At 71.8% G+C, this 15,568-nt stretch carries 18 protein-coding genes; 11 read left to right on the forward strand and 7 right to left on the reverse strand.

Annotated elements, in window-relative coordinates; all coding sequences use genetic code 11:
- The first annotated feature begins 34 nt into the window (after positions 1-34).
- Positions 35-1,078 (forward strand): zinc-dependent alcohol dehydrogenase family protein, encoded by a 1,044-nt coding sequence (locus PV364_RS19080; RefSeq protein ID WP_319661267.1) that lies wholly within the window; start codon positions 35-37, stop codon positions 1,076-1,078.
- Between the two features lie 31 nt (positions 1,079-1,109).
- Here PV364_RS19080 and PV364_RS19085 read toward each other — a convergent pair whose 3' ends face one another.
- A complete protein-coding gene (locus tag PV364_RS19085; protein WP_319661268.1) occupies positions 1,110-2,642 on the reverse strand; it encodes a S8 family peptidase in 1,533 nt (510 codons plus the stop codon).
- Between the two features lie 282 nt (positions 2,643-2,924).
- Between PV364_RS19085 and PV364_RS19090 the strand changes: the two genes are divergently transcribed.
- From PV364_RS19090 to moaA, 3 genes are all read left to right on the forward strand, one after another.
- On the forward strand, positions 2,925-3,308 hold the full coding sequence (locus PV364_RS19090; protein ID WP_319661270.1) for a DUF485 domain-containing protein: 384 nt from the start codon (positions 2,925-2,927) through the stop codon (positions 3,306-3,308).
- The gene (locus PV364_RS19095; protein WP_319661271.1) at positions 3,305-4,942 is read left to right on the forward strand and encodes a cation acetate symporter; all 1,638 of its coding nucleotides are present in this window, start codon (positions 3,305-3,307) and stop codon (positions 4,940-4,942) included. The genes PV364_RS19090 and PV364_RS19095 overlap by 4 nt, the downstream gene beginning before the upstream one ends.
- Before the next feature lie 94 nt (positions 4,943-5,036).
- Positions 5,037-6,026, forward strand: a complete 990-nt coding sequence (gene moaA, locus PV364_RS19100) for a GTP 3',8-cyclase MoaA (protein WP_319661272.1) — start codon at positions 5,037-5,039, stop codon at positions 6,024-6,026.
- Here the strand turns inward: moaA and PV364_RS19105 are convergent.
- The gene (locus tag PV364_RS19105) at positions 6,009-6,254 is read right to left on the reverse strand and encodes a hypothetical protein (protein ID WP_319661274.1); all 246 of its coding nucleotides are present in this window, start codon (positions 6,252-6,254) and stop codon (positions 6,009-6,011) included. The genes moaA and PV364_RS19105 overlap by 18 nt on opposite strands.
- A 171-nt stretch (positions 6,255-6,425) precedes the next feature.
- A complete protein-coding gene (locus PV364_RS19110; RefSeq protein ID WP_319661275.1) occupies positions 6,426-6,788 on the reverse strand; it encodes a DUF3099 domain-containing protein in 363 nt (120 codons plus the stop codon).
- Between the two features lie 181 nt (positions 6,789-6,969).
- Between PV364_RS19110 and PV364_RS19115 the strand changes: the two genes are divergently transcribed.
- The gene (locus PV364_RS19115; protein ID WP_319661276.1) at positions 6,970-7,251 is read left to right on the forward strand and encodes a GlsB/YeaQ/YmgE family stress response membrane protein; all 282 of its coding nucleotides are present in this window, start codon (positions 6,970-6,972) and stop codon (positions 7,249-7,251) included.
- A gap of 15 nt (positions 7,252-7,266) precedes the next feature.
- Here the strand turns inward: PV364_RS19115 and PV364_RS19120 are convergent, their stop codons facing one another.
- The 3 genes from PV364_RS19120 to PV364_RS19130 are packed head-to-tail and all read right to left on the reverse strand — an operon-like array spanning position 7,267 to position 10,750.
- The gene (locus tag PV364_RS19120) at positions 7,267-7,818 is read right to left on the reverse strand and encodes an RNA 2'-phosphotransferase (protein WP_319661277.1); all 552 of its coding nucleotides are present in this window, start codon (positions 7,816-7,818) and stop codon (positions 7,267-7,269) included.
- A 20-nt stretch (positions 7,819-7,838) separates the two neighbouring features.
- Positions 7,839-9,230 (reverse strand): metallopeptidase TldD-related protein, encoded by a 1,392-nt coding sequence (locus PV364_RS19125; protein WP_319661278.1) that lies wholly within the window; start codon positions 9,228-9,230, stop codon positions 7,839-7,841.
- A complete protein-coding gene (locus PV364_RS19130; RefSeq protein ID WP_319661279.1) occupies positions 9,227-10,750 on the reverse strand; it encodes a TldD/PmbA family protein in 1,524 nt (507 codons plus the stop codon). Before PV364_RS19130 ends, PV364_RS19125 begins: the two co-directional genes overlap by 4 nt.
- A gap of 211 nt (positions 10,751-10,961) precedes the next feature.
- On the opposite strand from PV364_RS19130, the gene fabG reads away from it, so the two are divergent.
- The 3 genes from fabG (at position 10,962) to PV364_RS19145 (ending at position 12,970) form a co-directional block, all read left to right on the forward strand.
- Positions 10,962-11,666, forward strand: a complete 705-nt coding sequence (fabG, locus tag PV364_RS19135) for a 3-oxoacyl-[acyl-carrier-protein] reductase (protein ID WP_319661280.1) — start codon at positions 10,962-10,964, stop codon at positions 11,664-11,666.
- 2 nt (positions 11,667-11,668) lie between these two features.
- Complete coding sequence (gene fabI / locus PV364_RS19140; RefSeq protein WP_319661281.1) at positions 11,669-12,436, forward strand: enoyl-ACP reductase FabI; 768 nt, start codon at positions 11,669-11,671, stop codon at positions 12,434-12,436.
- Positions 12,437-12,625: 189 nt separating this feature from the next.
- On the forward strand, positions 12,626-12,970 hold the full coding sequence (locus PV364_RS19145; protein ID WP_319661282.1) for a hypothetical protein: 345 nt from the start codon (positions 12,626-12,628) through the stop codon (positions 12,968-12,970).
- Here the strand turns inward: PV364_RS19145 and PV364_RS19150 are convergent.
- Entirely contained in the window at positions 12,939-13,619 is a 681-nt protein-coding gene (locus PV364_RS19150) for a FadR/GntR family transcriptional regulator (protein WP_319661283.1), read from the reverse strand. The two genes, PV364_RS19145 and PV364_RS19150, sit on opposite strands and share 32 nt — an antisense overlap.
- Before the next feature lie 43 nt (positions 13,620-13,662).
- Between PV364_RS19150 and PV364_RS19155 the strand changes: the two genes are divergently transcribed.
- From PV364_RS19155 to PV364_RS19165, 3 genes are all read left to right on the forward strand, one after another.
- On the forward strand, positions 13,663-14,967 hold the full coding sequence (locus tag PV364_RS19155; RefSeq protein ID WP_319661285.1) for an MFS transporter: 1,305 nt from the start codon (positions 13,663-13,665) through the stop codon (positions 14,965-14,967).
- A gap of 63 nt (positions 14,968-15,030) precedes the next feature.
- Entirely contained in the window at positions 15,031-15,153 is a 123-nt protein-coding gene (locus PV364_RS19160; RefSeq protein ID WP_319661286.1) for an SGM_5486 family transporter-associated protein, read from the forward strand.
- Positions 15,154-15,309: 156 nt separating this feature from the next.
- On the forward strand, positions 15,310-15,552 hold the full coding sequence (locus tag PV364_RS19165) for a hypothetical protein (RefSeq protein WP_319661287.1): 243 nt from the start codon (positions 15,310-15,312) through the stop codon (positions 15,550-15,552).
- Positions 15,553-15,568 lie beyond the last annotated feature (16 nt).

A 15,568-nucleotide genomic window follows, 5' to 3' on the forward strand; every position in this document is an offset into this window, starting at 1 on the left:
CCCCACTCGTACGAACAGCTAGGACGACTTCCGTATGCGCGCCACCGTGATCCACGCCCCCCACGACATCCGTGTGGAGGAGGTGGCCGACCCGGTCGTACGGCAGCCCACGGACGCCGTCGTGCGCGTGGTGCTGGCCTGTATCTGCGGCAGCGACCTGTGGGCCTACCGCGGCGTCGCGTCGCGGCAGCCGGGGCAGCGCATCGGGCACGAGTTCCTCGGCGTGGTGGAGGAGACCGGTTCCGAGGTGTCCGGGCTCAGGCGGGGCGACCTGGTCGTCTCCCCGTTCGTCTGGTCCGACGGCGTCTGCGCGTACTGCGCCGACGGCCTCACCACCTCGTGCACCGAGGGCGGCTTCTGGGGCCAGGTCGGCTCCGACGGCGGCCAGGGCGAGGCCGTGCGGGTGCCGTTCGCGGACGCCACCCTGGTGCGGCTGCCCGCCGAGGCGCTGTCCGACGAGCGCCTGCTGGCCGGGCTGCTGACCCTCTCCGACGTGCTGGGCACCGGGCACCACGCGGCGGTCGGCGCGGGGGTGCGGCCCGGTTCCACCGTCGCGGTCGTCGGTGACGGCGCGGTGGGCCTGTGCGGCGTGCTGGCCGCGCGGCGGCTCGGCGCCGAGCGCATCATCGCGCTCGGCCGCCACGAGGCGCGCACCGCCATCGCCCGCTCCTTCGGGGCCACCGACGTCGTCGCCGAGCGGGGCGAGGCGGCCGTCGCCGCGGTCCGCGAACTGACCGGCGGCCAGGGCGCCCACGCGGTGATCGAGGCCGTCGGCACCGAGCAGTCCATGCGCACCGCGGTCGCCGTCACACGCGACGGCGGCGCCATCGGCTACGTCGGCGTCCCCCATGGCAGCGGCACCGGCCTGGACCTGAGCGACATGTTCGACCGCAACATCGCCCTGCGCGGCGGGGTCGCCCCCGTCCGCAGCTACATCCCCGAGCTGCTGCCGGACGTGCTGGACGGCACGATCGACCCGTCCGCGGTCTTCGACCTGACGGTCGGCCTGGACGGCGTTCCCGGCGGCTACAAGGCGATGGACGAACGCACCGCCCTCAAGGTCCTGGTGAAGGCCTGAGAGCGGTGCGCCGGTGCCCCGGGCGCCGTCGTCACTCGGTGACGGCGTCCAGGGCGTCCACGATGCCGTAGCCGTAGAAGCTGTTGACGTGCGGCCCGCCGGTGCAGGTGGCGTCCTGCACGCCGTTGCCGTCGGGGTCGTACAGGCCCGTCGGGCAACCGGGATTGTCGGCCTGCGCCTTGAGCATCCACTGCAGCTGCTCGGGCGTCGCGTGCCGGTGGGTGCTCTTCAGGAGCGCGGCGACGCCCGCCACGTGCGGCGAGGCCATCGACGTGCCCTGCAGGTAGCCGTAGGTGTTGCCCGGCAGCGTCGACAGGATGCGGCCGTTCCCGGACGGGGTGCCCGGGACCTGGAAGCGGTCGCCGCCGGGGGCGGCGACGTCGACGACCCCGAGGCCGTAGCTGGAGTAGTACGACTTCAGCTTCTGCACTCCGGTCGCGGAGACGGTGACGACGCCCGGCAGCTGGGTCGGGATGTCCCAGCAGACGTGCGGGTCGACGGTCCGGGTGACCGGGGTGGCGTCGTCGGGGCTGGTGGTGTCCACGATCGCGTCGGAGTCGAGGTCGTGGTTGGAGTTGCCCGCCGAGGCGATGTTCAGCACGCCCTTGTCCTGGGAGTACCGGGCGGCCCGGTCGACCGCGTCGACGATGGCCCGCTGGTCGGGGTCGTCGAGGCAGTTGTAGAGCCACGGGTCGATGTAGTAGCTGTTGTTGGTGATCTCCACGCTGTTCTCGGCGGCGAAGACGAAGGCGCAGACCACGCTCTCCGGGTAGAACAGCTGCGTGACGGGATCGGCCACCTTGATGGAGGCGACCCGCACGCCCGGGGCCACGCCCGCGACACCGACGCCGTTGCGCGCGGCCGCGATCTCGCCCGCCACGTGGGTGCCGTGGTAGGCGTCCGCGCTGTACGGGCGCCAGGCGCCGGGACTGGTGTCGGCCACTCCGCCCACGCAGTTGGCGGACTGCTTGGCGGAGAAGTTGGCCGCCAGGTCGGGGTGGGTGTCGTCGACGCCGGTGTCGATGACGGCGACGGTCACGTGGCGGTCCCCGGGGTCGATCCTCGCCGCCTTGTCGGCGCCGATGGCCGCCAGGTCCCACTGGTCCGCCTCCAGCGGCTCCTGACCGGGAGCGGCCTTGGACTTGGCCGCGGCGGCCTCGGCCGCCGAGATGCGCTCCGGGGCGCCCAGTTCGGTCGTGGAGGCGGTGGGGAGCGCCGCGGTGCGGGTGGCGCCCGCCGACTCCACCCCGCGTACCGTGCGCATGGCGGTGGCGAACGCGGGGTTCGCCGAGTGGACGACGATCACGCCGATCTTCTTGTACGTCGCGACGATGTCACCGCCGTTGCGGTCGATCGCCTGCTGGACGTCCTTGACGGTTCCGCTGTTGGTCCGGGTGGTGTTGACCACGTACGACAGCAACGGGCCGTCGGCGGCGGTGCCGTTGCCCGAGGCGGTGCCGGCCGTGGCGGCCGAGGCGGCGTTCGGCAGGATCGCGAGGGCACCCGCCAGCACCATGCCGATGGGTATCGCGAGAGCGCGGTGCCGTCCTGGCAGGGGAGCCATGGGATCTCCAATCGTCCGACTACTCGTCACCGGGGCGGAGTTGCCACCGGACGGGTACATGACGACGGAACCTAGCGCCGTCCCGAGCACCCCTTCAATGCGTTTGGGGGGAAAGCTCGGATTCCGTCTGGTAAGGACCTGACAATTTTCAACCACCGCCCCCTGTCGAAGCCCATGGCCACGCCTTTACCATGCGCGGGTCCGATCTTTGCGTGACGTAGCTCACGTTCGGCTCGCGTCGCGTGCTCGTGCCTGCCCAGCTCCGCCCCCACAGGAGGCATCGTGGATTCCGCACGACAGTCGGCTACCTCCGGTCCGCCGTCAGCGGCCTCGTACGCCGAGGTGCAGGCGAGCGCGGAGTTCGCCCAACTGCGCCGCTCCCACCGCTCGTTCGCCTTCCCGCTCACCATCGCGTTCATCGCCTGGTACCTGCTGTACGTCCTGCTGTCCAACTACGCGGGCGGCTTCATGGACACCAAGGTGCTGGGCCACATCAATGTCGCCCTCGTCTTCGGGCTCGCCCAGTTCGCCACCACCTTCGGGATCGCCGTGTGGTACTCACGCCACGCGAACTCCAAGCTCGACCCGCACTCCGACGCCATCAAGGCGCGCATGGAGGGCACCCAGGACACCGGTGAGACCGAGAGCACGGAGGCCTCCGCATGACCGCGCCGCACACCATGGGAGCCCAGGTCCTCGCGGCCGGGGCCAGTGACCACCGGACGCTGATCATCAGCCTCTTCTCCGTGTTCGTCGTGGCGACCCTCGCCATCACCGTCTGGGCCGGCCGCCAGACCAAGGACGCCACCGACTTCTATGCCGGCGGCCGTTCCTTCAGCGGCTTCCAGAACGGCCTCGCCATCTCCGGCGACTACATGTCGGCGGCCTCGTTCCTCGGCATCGCCGGCTCCATAGCCCTCGTCGGCTACGACGGCTTCCTCTACTCGATCGGCTTCCTCGTCGCCTGGCTGGTGGCGCTGCTGCTGGTCGCCGAACCGCTGCGCAACTCCGGCCGGTTCACCATGGCCGACGCCCTGGCCTTCCGGCTCCGCCAGCGCCCCGTGCGCACCGCGGCGGGCATCTCGACCATCGTCGTCAGCATCTTCTACCTGCTGGCGCAGATGGTCGGGGCCGGCGCCCTGGTGGCCCTGCTGCTCGGCATCACCGGCGAGGGCCCGCGGCGGCTGATCGTCGTCCTCGTCGGCGTCGTCATGGTGCTGTACGTGACGATCGGCGGCATGAAGGGCACCACCTGGGTGCAGATGGTCAAGGCCGTCCTGCTGATCGGCGGCACCCTGCTCATCACCATCCTGGTCTTCGCCAAGTTCCACTGGAACCTGTCCACGCTCCTGGGCGCCGCCGCCGAGAAGAGCGGCAAGGGAGCGGCCTTCCTCGAGCCGGGCCTGAAGTACGGCGTCACCTCGACCTCGAAGATCGACTTCATCTCGCTGGGCCTGGCGCTCGTGCTCGGCACCGCCGGGCTGCCGCACATCCTGATCCGCTTCTACACCGTCCCCACGGCCAGGGCCGCCCGCACGTCGGTCAACTGGGCGATCGGCATCATCGGTTGCTTCTACCTGATGACGATCGCGCTGGGCTTCGGCGCCGCCGCCCTGCTCAGCCCGGAGACGATCACCACCTCCAACGCGGCCGGCAACACCGCGGCCCCGCTGCTGGCCCAGGAGATCGGCGGCGGCGCCGGCTCAACGGGCGGCGCCATCCTCCTCGCGGTGATCTCGGCGGTCGCCTTCGCCACCATCCTGGCGGTGGTCGCCGGGCTCACGCTCGCCTCCTCGTCCTCCTTCGCGCACGACCTGTACGCCAACGTCATCCGCAAGGGGACGGCGAGCGAGAAGGAGGAGGTGGCCGCGGCCAAGATCGCGGCCGTCGCCATCGGGGCCGTCGCCATCCTGCTCGGCATCTTCGCGGGCAAGCTCAACATCGCCTTCCTGGTCGCCCTGGCCTTCGCCGTCGCGGCCTCCGCGAACCTGCCGACGCTGCTCTACAGCCTGTTCTGGAAGCGCTTCAACACCAGCGGCGCGCTGTGGAGCATCTACGGCGGCCTGATCACCTCCGTGGTCCTGGTGGTCTTCTCGCCGGTCGTGTCCGGCAAGGCGACCTCGATGTTCCCCGGCGAGGACTTCCACTGGTTCCCGCTGGAGAACCCGGGCATCGTCTCCATCCCCGTCGGTTTCCTGTTCGGCATCCTGGGCACGCTCCTGTCCAAGCCCGAACCGGACGCCGACCGCAAGTACGCGGAGCTGGAGGTCCGCTCCCTCACCGGGGCCGGAGCGCACTGAACAGACTGTTGAACGTCAGTGCCGTCCCGTAGGCTGCGAAGTAACGGGACGGCACTGCCGTGCCACCGGTCCGACCGCAGGAAGGAGGCGTGCCGTGCTGCTCGACACCTACGGCCGGATCGCCACTGACCTGCGGGTCTCGCTGACCGACCGGTGCAATCTGCGCTGCACGTACTGCATGCCGGAAGAAGGGCTGCAGTGGCTCGGCAAGCCCGAGCTGCTGACCGACGACGAGATCGTCCGGCTGGTGCGCATCGCCGTCACGCTGCTCGGGGTCAAGGACGTCCGCTTCACCGGCGGCGAGCCCCTGCTGCGGCCCGGGCTCGTCGGCATCGTCGAGCGCTGCGCGGCCCTGGAGCCCCGCCCCAAGCTCTCCCTCACCACCAACGGCGTCGGCCTCGAACGCACGGCCGCCGCGCTGCACGCCGCCGGACTGAACCGTGTCAACGTCTCCCTGGACACCCTGCGCCCCGAGGTCTTTCAGGCGCTGACCCGCCGCAAGCGGCACCATGACGTCCTGCGCGGCCTGGAGGCCGCCCGGGACGCGGGACTGACCCCCGTCAAGGTCAACAGCGTGCTGATGCGGGGGGTCAACGACGACGAGGCCCCCGAGCTCCTGGCCTGGGCCCTCGAAAACGGCTACGAGCTGCGCTTCATCGAGCAGATGCCGCTCGACGCCCAGCACGGCTGGCAGCGGAGCGACATGGTCACCGCCCAGGAGATCCTGGCGAGCCTGGCCACCCGTTTCGTCCTCACCCCCGAGCCCGACGAGGCACGTGGGCACGCCCCGGCGGAACGCTGGCTGGTCGACGGCGGCCCCGGCCGGGTCGGCGTGATCGCCTCCGTCACCCGCCCCTTCTGCCGCGCCTGCGACCGCACCCGGCTCACCGCCGACGGCCAGATACGCAACTGCCTGTTCGCCCGCGAGGAGTCGGACCTGCGCGGCGCACTGCGCTCCGGCGGATCCGACGAGGAGATCGCCGAGCTGTGGAAGGTCGCGATGTGGGGCAAGAAGGCCGGCTCCGGCCTCGACGACCCCTCGTTCCTGCAGCCCGAGCGCCCGATGTCAGCGATCGGCGGCTGAGTCCCGGCCGGCCGGCTCCTCCCACTCCTCGAAACGCACGACGTCCTTGAGGAACCCCCGCACACCCAGGAACGACGACAGGTGCTCGCGGTGCTCCTCGCAGGCCAGCCAGGTCTTGCGGCGTTCCGGGGTGTGGAGCTTGGGGTTGTTCCAGGAGAGCACCCACACAGCGGGGGCGCGGCACCCCTTGGCGGAGCAGATCGGCGATTCGTTGGTCACGAACCCCATCCAAACATGGCGACGCCGGGCAGCCACGGGGGGAGCCGCCCGGCGTCGGTCCGTCGCTCCGACGGGGGATGCGGAGCGCGTACGCAGTATGTCACGCGGAAAGGCCCCCAGTGGAGTGGATGCCCATGATTGATCTGAGCTTTTCTTGAGCTTCGGAGGTCCGGAAAAGGGTCAGCCGCGACCGGAGGACGAGCGTCCGTCGGCTTCCCTCCCGGCCTCCTCGGGAAGCCGTTCCCGCCCGGGCCCCAGAGCCGGGGGCACGACCGGCGGGAGGTGCGAGGACGGCAGGTTGCGGGCGTTCTCACGGCCCGCGTTGGCGAGCACCACGGCGATGTACGGCAGCACCAGCCCGGCGACGAGCGCCACCCACGCCAGCGGGGTCCACACGTGCCACAGGACGACGGCCAGGATGAACGAAAGGGTGCGCACGGACATCGAGATGATGTAGCGGCGCTGCCGGCCCCGGACGTCCTCCGTGAGCCCCGCCGCCGTCCCGGTGATCCGGAAGACCCCTGGATCACTGTGCTTCCGCATCACGTTCCCACCGCCTGCTCGAAATGCCGGAAGCTCCCGGTTCCGACGCCCTCCACGTTACGCCGCGTGTCCGCCGCATTCGAGAGCGGGGGCGGCCTCCGGGTGACACCCTCGATACCGCCGTACAACGTATGGCGGTATCCCGCATGCGACGTACCGGGGCCCCGCACAGACTGACGTCATGAACTGGGTCTGGGCGATCATCGTCGGCATCGTGCTCGGCTTCCTCGCGAAGCTCCTCCTGCCGGGCAGGCAGGACATCCCCTGGTGGCTCACCATCATCTGCGGCATCCTCGGCGCGTTCCTGGGGAACGCGGTCTCCGGCTGGCTCGGCGTCAAGCACACCGCGGGCATCGACTGGATCAGGCACGTGCTGCAGATCATCGGCGCCATCCTCGTGGTGGCCGTGGTGACGCCGCTGTGGGCCTCGGTCCGCGGCAGAAGGCAGCGCACGGCCGTCTGACGCCCGGCTGCCGTCTCAGGAGTGGTGCTGCCGCAGGAAGGCGGGCGGCACCCGGTCGGTGAGCCACACGCCGTTGGCGCTCACCCGGAAGACGTGGCCCGTGGCGGCCAGTCCCGCGGCGTCCACCTCGAGCACCACCGGACGGCCGTGCCGCGTGCCCACGCGCACGGCCGTCTCCACGTCCGCCGACAGGTGCACGTCCTGACGGGTCATCGGGCGCAGGCCCTCGGCCAGCACGATCGGCAGGGTCGTCCTGGCGGTGCCGTGGTAGAGGACGGCGGGCGGCTCGGTGGCGGCCAGACCGAGGTCGACCTCCACCGAGTGGCCCTGGCTGGCCCTGATCCGCCGGCCGTCCTCCGAGTACGCGTACCGCTTCTTGTTGTTGCTGGCCACGACATGGTCCAGGTCGGCACGCGAGAAGCGCCGGCCCGCCCGGGCGGACGCGGCCATCAGCACGTCCACGTCCACCCAGCCTCCCTCGTCGAGGGCGATCCCGATCGACCCCGGATCGTGCCGCAGCACGCGGGCCAGGAACTTCGAGACCTTGACCGTCTGCTTCTCGTCCATCGCCCACCCCTTGTCGGCGGTCAGACCCCCTGGCTGACCGAACTCATGTTGAAATCCGGGATCCGCATCGCCGGGAACGCGGCCCGGGTGAACCAGTCGCCCCACTCGCGGGGCAGCGTCCGCTCGGTGCGGCCCACCTCGGTGACCCGGCCCAGCAGGTCCACCGGCGACTCGTTGAACCGGAAGTTGTTGACCACACCGGTCACCTCGCCGCCCTCCACCAGGTAGACCCCGTCGCGGGTCAGCCCGGTCAGCAGCAGGGTGGCCGGGTCGACCTCGCGGATGTACCACAGGCAGGTCAGCAGCAGCCCGCGCCCGGTGTCCGCGACCAGTTCCTCCAGGGAGCGCTTGCCGCCGCCGTCGAGGATCAGATTGCCCCCGACCGGCGCCGTCGGCAGACCGGTCAGTCCCGCGCTGTGCCGGGTGGTGAACAGCCGCCGCAGCACGCCGTCGCGCAGCCAGTCCGTCGATTCGACCGGCAGGCCGTTGTCGAAGACCGACGAGTCGTCACCCGAGGCGTGCGCGATCACGAACGGGGCCGACTCCAGGCCGGGTTCGTGCGGGTCGCTGCGCAGCGTCAGGGGCAGGTCCGACAGCCGCTCGCCGATCCGGGTGCCCCCGCCGGGCTTGCTGAAGACCGTGCGGCCCTCCGCCGCGTCCCGGGCCGCGGAGCTCCACTGCTGATAGATCACCAGGTCCGCCACCGCCGACGGCGGCAGCAGCGTCTCGTACCGCCCGGCGGGCAGGTCGATCCGGCGCTCGGCCCAGGCCAGCCGCTGCGCCAGTTCGGCGTCGAGCGCCGCGGGGTCGACGTCGGTGAAGTCGCGGGTGGCCGCGCCGGCCCACGCCGAGCGGGACATGTCCTCGGACTTGGCGTTGAGTTCGAGCGTGCCGCTGGGCTGGTCGTGGCGCAGCCGCAGACCCGTAGAGGTGCCCAGGTAGGTCGAGGTGACGCTGTGCTGGGCGAAGCCGTACAACCGCCGGCCGCCGGCCCGGGCCACGGCGAAGGACTCGCCGAGCGCCGGCGCGAAGGCCGCGAAGACCTCGGAGCCGGTCTCGGCGGGCGGCTCGGTGAAGGAGGCGCTCGCGGGTACCCCCTCGACCAGCGGCTGGGCGTCCTCGGCGGGTCCCGCGTCGCGTGCCGCCGCCTCGGCGGCGCGCACCAGCGGCTCCAGGTCGTCCGCGGTGACCGCGGCACGCGACACCACGCCCGAGGCGGTGCCCTGCGCGCCGTTCACGGTCGCGATCACCGTGAGTGTGCGGCCGCGGGTGACGCCGTTGGTGGTCAGGGCGTTGCCCGCCCAGCGCAGGTTGGCCGAGGAGTCCTCGTCGGCGATGACCACGCAGCCGTCCGCACGGGACAGCTCCAGGGCCCGCTCGACGATCTCGTGGGGCTTGGAGAGGGTGCTCATCGACCGGCCTCCTGCGTGGTGTTGAGGATGTTCACGCCGCGGAAGAGCGCGGACGGGCAGCCGTGCGAGACGGCGGCGACCTGGCCCGGCTGGGCCTTGCCGCAGTTGAAGGCGCCACCCAGGACGTAGGTCTGCGGGCCGCCGACGGCCTCCATGGAGCCCCAGAAGTCGGTGGTGGTCGCCTGGTAGGCGACGTCGCGCAGCTGGCCGGCCAGCCGGCCGTTCTCGATCCTGAAGAAGCGCTGCCCGGTGAACTGGAAGTTGTAGCGCTGCATGTCGATGGACCACGAGCGGTCGCCGACGATGTAGATGCCGCGCTCCACGCCGCCGATCAGCTCCTGCGTCGACGGGCCGTCCGGCGCGGGCCGCAACGACACGTTCGCCATCCGCTGCACCGGCACATGGCCGGGGGAGTCGGCGTAGGCGCAGCCGTTGGAGCGCTCGAAGCCGGTCAGCCGCGCGATGCGCCGGTCCAGCTGGTAGCCGACCAGGACGCCGTCCTTGATCAGGTCCCAGGACTGGCCGGCGACGCCCTCGTCGTCGTAGCCGACGGTCGCCAGCCCGTGCTCGGCGGTGCGGTCGCCGGTGACGTTCATGTGCGCGGAGCCGTACTGCAGCTTGCCCAGCTGGTCGAAGGTGGCGAAGGAGGTGCCGGCGTAGGCGGCCTCGTATCCCAGCGCGCGGTCCAGTTCGGTGGCGTGGCCGATCGACTCGTGGATGGTCAGCCAGAGATTGGACGGGTCGACCACCACGTCGTACGCGCCCGCCTCCACCGAGGGGGCCGCCATCTTCTCGGAGAGCAGCTCCGGGATCTCCGCGAGCTCGGTGTCCCAGTCCCAGCCGGTGCCGGTCAGGTACTCCCAGCCGCGGCCGGCCGGCGGGGCCAGGGTGCGCATGGAGTCGAACTCGCCGGAGGCCGGGTCCACCGCGACGGCGGTCAGTTGCGGGTGCACCCGCACCCGCTGCTGGGTCGTGGTCGTGCCCCAGGTGTCGGCGTAGAACTTGTTCTCGTGGACGGTCATGAGCGAGGCGTCCACGTGCGACACGCCCGGAGCGGCCAGCAACCGGCCGCTCCACTCGGCCAGCAGAGCGGTCTTGTCGGCATCGGGCACATCGAAGGGGTCGACGTCGTACGCCGAGACCCAGACCTTGTCCGCGTGCACGGGCTCCGGCGCGAGCTGCACGCGCTCGTCCGAGCCCGCCGCGGCGATCACCTTCGCGGACAGCTTCGCCATGGCGACCGCCTGGCCGGCCACCCGCGCCGCCGCATCCATCGTCAGGTCCACCCCGGAGGCGAAGCCCCAGGCCCCGCCGTGCACGACGCGCACCGCGTAGCCCATGTCCGTGGTGTCCGAGGAACCGGACGGTCTGCCGTCGCGCAGCCGCCAGGCGGCCCCGCGCACCCTCTCGAAGCGGAAGTCGGCGTGCTCGGCGCCCAGGGCGCGGGCGCGTGCCAGCGCGGCGTCGGCCAGCGGCCTCAGCGGCAGCGCCAGAAATGACTGATCGACCTCATGGGGCACGACGGCCTCCCCTTCTGCCCGATGCCTCAACGTCGGTGTGCGTCATGTCCTCCGCAGTGAATCATGCCCCTCCGACACCGCCCCCGCCTGCCGTTTTCTGTAGGGACTCGACAGCGACGCGGACACGCCCCTGTCGGGGGTCGATTCTCCGTACCGCCGCGTAGGCAGATAGTTTTTCGGTGTACAAGACCACTATGGAAAGGGTGATCCGTTGAGCCGCTCGGTTCTCGTCACCGGAGGAAACCGGGGCATCGGCCTCGCCATCGCCCGGGCCTTCGCCGACGCCGGTGACCAGGTCGCCATCACCTACCGCTCGGGCGAGCCGCCGGCCGGCTTCCTCGCCGTCCGCTGCGACATCACGGATCCCGAGCAGGTCGAGCAGGCCTACAAGGAGATCGAGGAGAAGCAGGGTCCCGTACAGGTGCTGGTGGCCAACGCCGGCGTCACCCGCGACCAGCTGCTGCTGCGCATGTCGGAGGAGGACTTCACCTCCGTCATCGACACCAACCTCACCGGCACCTTCCGCATGGTCAAGCGTGCCTCGAAGGCGATGCTGCGGGCCCGCAAGGGCCGTGTCGTGCTGATCTCCTCCGTGGTGGGCCTGACGGGCCAGGCGGGACAGGCGAACTACGCCGCCTCCAAGGCCGGCCTGGTCGGCTTCGCCCGCTCCCTCGCCCGCGAGCTCGGCTCGCGCAACATCACCGTCAACGTCGTCGCCCCCGGCTTCGTCGACACCGACATGACCCGCGTGCTCACCGACGAGCAGCGCAAGGCCATCGTCAGCCAGGTCCCCGCGGGCCGGTACGCGCAGCCCGAGGAGATCGCCGCCTCGGTCCGCTTCCTCGCCTCCGACGAGGCCGCATACATCACTGGAGCCGTCATTCCCGTGGACGGCGGATTGGGCATGGGTCACTGAGCATGAGCGGAATCCTCGCCGGCAAACGCGTCCTCATCACGGGCGTGCTGATGGAGTCCTCCATCGCCTTCCACACCGCCAGGCTCGCCCAGGAGCAGGGCGCCGAGATCATCCTCACGGCGTTCCCGCGGCCCACGCTCACCGAGCGCATCGCCAAGAAGCTGCCCAGGCCCGTCAAGGTCATCGAGCTGGACGTCACCAACGGCGAGCACCTGGCCTCCCTGGCCGACGTGGTGCGCGAGGAGCTGGGCGGCCTGGACGGCGTGGTCCACTCCATCGGCTTCGCGCCGCAGGACGCGCTCGGCGGCAACTTCCTGAACACGCCGTTCGAGTCCGTCGCCACGGCCATGCACGTCTCCGCGTACTCGCTGAAGGCGCTCACCATGGCCTGCCTGCCGCTGATGCAGGAGGGCGGCTCGGTCGTCGGCCTCACCTTCGACGCGCAGTACGCCTGGCCGCAGTACGACTGGATGGGCCCGGCCAAGGCCGCCCTGGAGGCCACGTCGCGCTACATCGCGCGTGACCTCGGCAAGCAGAACATCCGCTGCAACCTGATCTCGGCGGGCCCGATCGGCTCCATGGCCGCGAAGTCCATCCCGGGCTTCAGCGAGCTCGCCGACGTCTGGAACCACCGCTCACCCCTGGAGTGGGACGTGGCCGACCCCGAGCCGGCCGGCCGCGGAGTCGTGGCGCTGCTCAGCGACTGGTTCCCCAAGACCACGGGCGAGATCGTGCACGTCGACGGCGGCCTGCACGCGATCGGCGCCTGACGCCGGCGGGTCCCTTCCCCGTCGTCGTTCGTCTCCTACGGCCCCGGTGCCGCCTTCGGGCGGGCCGGGGCCGTACGCGCGTTCGGGGCCGGCGTCCCCCGTTCGGCCCAGCAACCCGGGTGGTCCCGGGTGTGCGCCGCCACCATGGGGTGCGGGGCGAGGGGGACGAACCGGGGCAGCGGAGGGAGGGTGTGCATCGTGCGTGTGCGCTTCTACGCGGTGGCGGCAGCGGCGGCGGCCTCGGTGGTCGCGGGCCCGGCAGCGGCGGCGGCCCGGGCGGCGTCAGGGGCGGTCGAGGACACCGAGTGCCGGACCTCCGTGCAGGGCAGCGAGGGCGTGGCCGTCTGCTTCAACCCGGATCCGGACGTCGACCACGTGCAGCTGCACATCGAGTGCGCCCAGTGGTGGGACCCGGACGTGGACGGCCCGCAGGTCCCGGTGGGCCCGGCGGAGACGGTGACGCTGAGCGACCGCTGCTGGGAGGAGATATCGAGCGTCTGGGTCACCCGTCTGCCGGACGGAAGCGGCAGCTGAAGGCGTGGCCCGCGGCCTCCTCCGAAGCCGCCATCGGGTCCCCCTGGCGGATCGCCTCGACCAGCCGGGAGTGGTCCACGTACGTCTCGGCGCTCAGCTCCTCCCCGATGTCGGCGCGGAGGAACTCGCGCAGCACCTCGCCGAGGTCGGCGTAGAGCTCGGCGATGACCTCGTTGTGCGAGGCGGCCACGACCGACAGGTGCAGCGCCGCGTCGGCGTCCACGAAGACGTCCGCGCGCCCGGCGTGCCAGGCCCGTTCACGCCGCGCGAGAGCCGCGTCCAGCTGCCGGAGATCGCGCTCGGTGCGCCGCGAGGCGGCCAGCGACGCCGCGGCGGCCTCCAAGGCGCTGCGCAGCTCGGCGACGTGCCGGGGATCGGCGTCGGCGAAGCGGCGGTGCATGACGCCGGCCATCTCGCTCGTCGCCAGCACATAGGTGCCCGATCCCTGCCGGATGTCCAGCAGACCGTTGTGCGCCAGTGCCCGGACGGCCTCGCGGACGGTGTTGCGGGCCACCCCGAGCTGCTCCACCAGCTGCGTCTCGGTCGGGATGCGTGATCCCACCGGCCACTCACCGGAGGTGATCTGGGCGCGCAGTTGTGTGATCACCTGGTCGGCGAGCACGGACCGCCGGGGCGAGGTCAGGGGCATGGACCCTCCTCAGGATTCATCCCATCATTCTATGATGGTGCGCATGCGTGACGACGAAGCCACAACGATCGACCCTGCCACGGCAGGACCCGCCCTGCCCGTACAGCGGTCCGCCGCTCCGCAGAGCATGACGCACACCCGCGCCCGCACCCGGGTTTTCGTCGCCGTCGCGCTCGTCCTCGCCGCACTCAACCTGCGACCCGCCATCACGAGCCTCGGCGCGCTCCTGGAGGAGGTCCGCGACGGGCTGGGCATGAGCGGGACCGTCGCCGGGCTGCTCACCTCCGTGCCGGCCCTGTGCTTCGCCCTCTTCGGCGTGGCCGCGCCGCGGCTGGCCCGCCGCCGCGGCCCCGGCGCTGTGGTCTGCGGAGGACTGACCGCCATCGCACTCGGACTGGCCCTGCGCCCGTTCGCCGGCGGCACCGTCGTCTTCCTCGCCGCCAGCGCCCTGGCACTGGCCGGCATAGCCGTCGGCAACGTCCTGATGCCCGTGGTCGTCAAGCGCTACTTCCCCGATCGCGTGGGCACCATGACCGGCCTGTACTCCATGGCGCTCTCCCTGGGCACCGCCCTGGCGGCCGCGGCCACCGTCCCCGTGACACGTGCCCTGGGCGGCGACTGGCGCGCCGGCCTCGGTGTCTGGGCGGTGGTCGCGGTCGCGGCCGTCGTGCCCTGGCTCGCCCTGGTGCGCGACCGCAGCGGTGCCGGCGCCGGCACTGCGCCCGTCCCGGCCCCCGTGGCCCCCGCGGTGACCGCCCCCGTCGCGGCCGGCCGGATCACCCGCAGCCGCACCGCCTGGGCGCTGGCCGTGTACTTCGGGCTCCAGGCCACCGGCGCGTACATCACCATGGGCTGGCTGCCGCAGATCTTCCGTGACGCGGGGATCTCCGCCTCCGCCGCCGGAGTGCTGCTCGCCGTCACCATGGTGATGGGTGTGCCGCTGTCCTTCGTGCTGCCCGCGCTCGCGGGGCGGATGCGGCACCAGGGCGGACTGGCCGTGGGCCTCGGCCTGTTCGGGCTCGCCGGGTACGCGGGACTGTGGCTCGCGCCCGCCGCCGCGCCCTGGGTGTGGGCGGTCCTGCTCGGGATCTCCAACTGCTCCTTCCCGCTCGCCCTCACCATGATCGGGATGCGCTCGCGCACCGGCGCGGGAGTGGTGCGGCTGTCGGCCTTCGCGCAGTGCACCGGCTACCTGATCTCCATCCCGGGCCCGATCCTGGTCGGCGTCCTCTACCAGCACAGCGGCGGCTGGGACCTGCCCGTCGCCTTCATGCTCGCCCTGCTGCTGCCGCAGATCGCCGCGGGCATGGTCGCCGGGCGCGACCGGTCGGTGGAGGACGAACTCTGACGCACCCGGCGTCCCGGGCGACCCGGGTGCGGGGCTGCCGCGGGCCGGTGCCAGACTGAGGCCATGCCCGTGCTCGAGCCCAACCCCCCGCAGCCGCAGAAGAAGCTCCTGATCATCTTCGGCCTCATGCTCGCCGTCCCCGCCCTCGTCGCGGTGATCGCCACCATCGGCGCCAAGTTCGGCTGACCCGGCCCCCGACCCCCGGGGTGGGGACAACCCCACCTCCCCTAGGGGGTCAGGGTCAGGGTCAAGTGGGTGGGCCACCCGATGGGCCGGCGGTCCGCGGTTCCGTAGCGTCGTGGTGCAAGGTCAATCAGCACCCCGCACCTCGGAGGCGGTCCCGTGTCCACGCAGGCTGTTCCCTCGCGCGCCCCGCGCCCCCGCACCGTTCGTGCCGCGGCCGACGGCGCCGCGCAGACGCGCCTGCCGTGGTGGGCGCTGGCGCTGCCCGCCCTCGCCTTCGCCGCGCTGCTCGCGTTCGTCGCGGGGCCCGGAACCGCGAACGCCTCGGCGGCCGAACCCGCCGCACGCCTGTTCACCCGGCTTGCCGAGGTGCTCCCGGCATTGCTGCAACACCTGCTGTAACCTCCGCACGCCGTCC

This window comes from Streptomyces sp. MI02-7b, assembly GCF_033793585.1.
Lineage (GTDB): Bacteria > Actinomycetota > Actinomycetes > Streptomycetales > Streptomycetaceae > Actinacidiphila.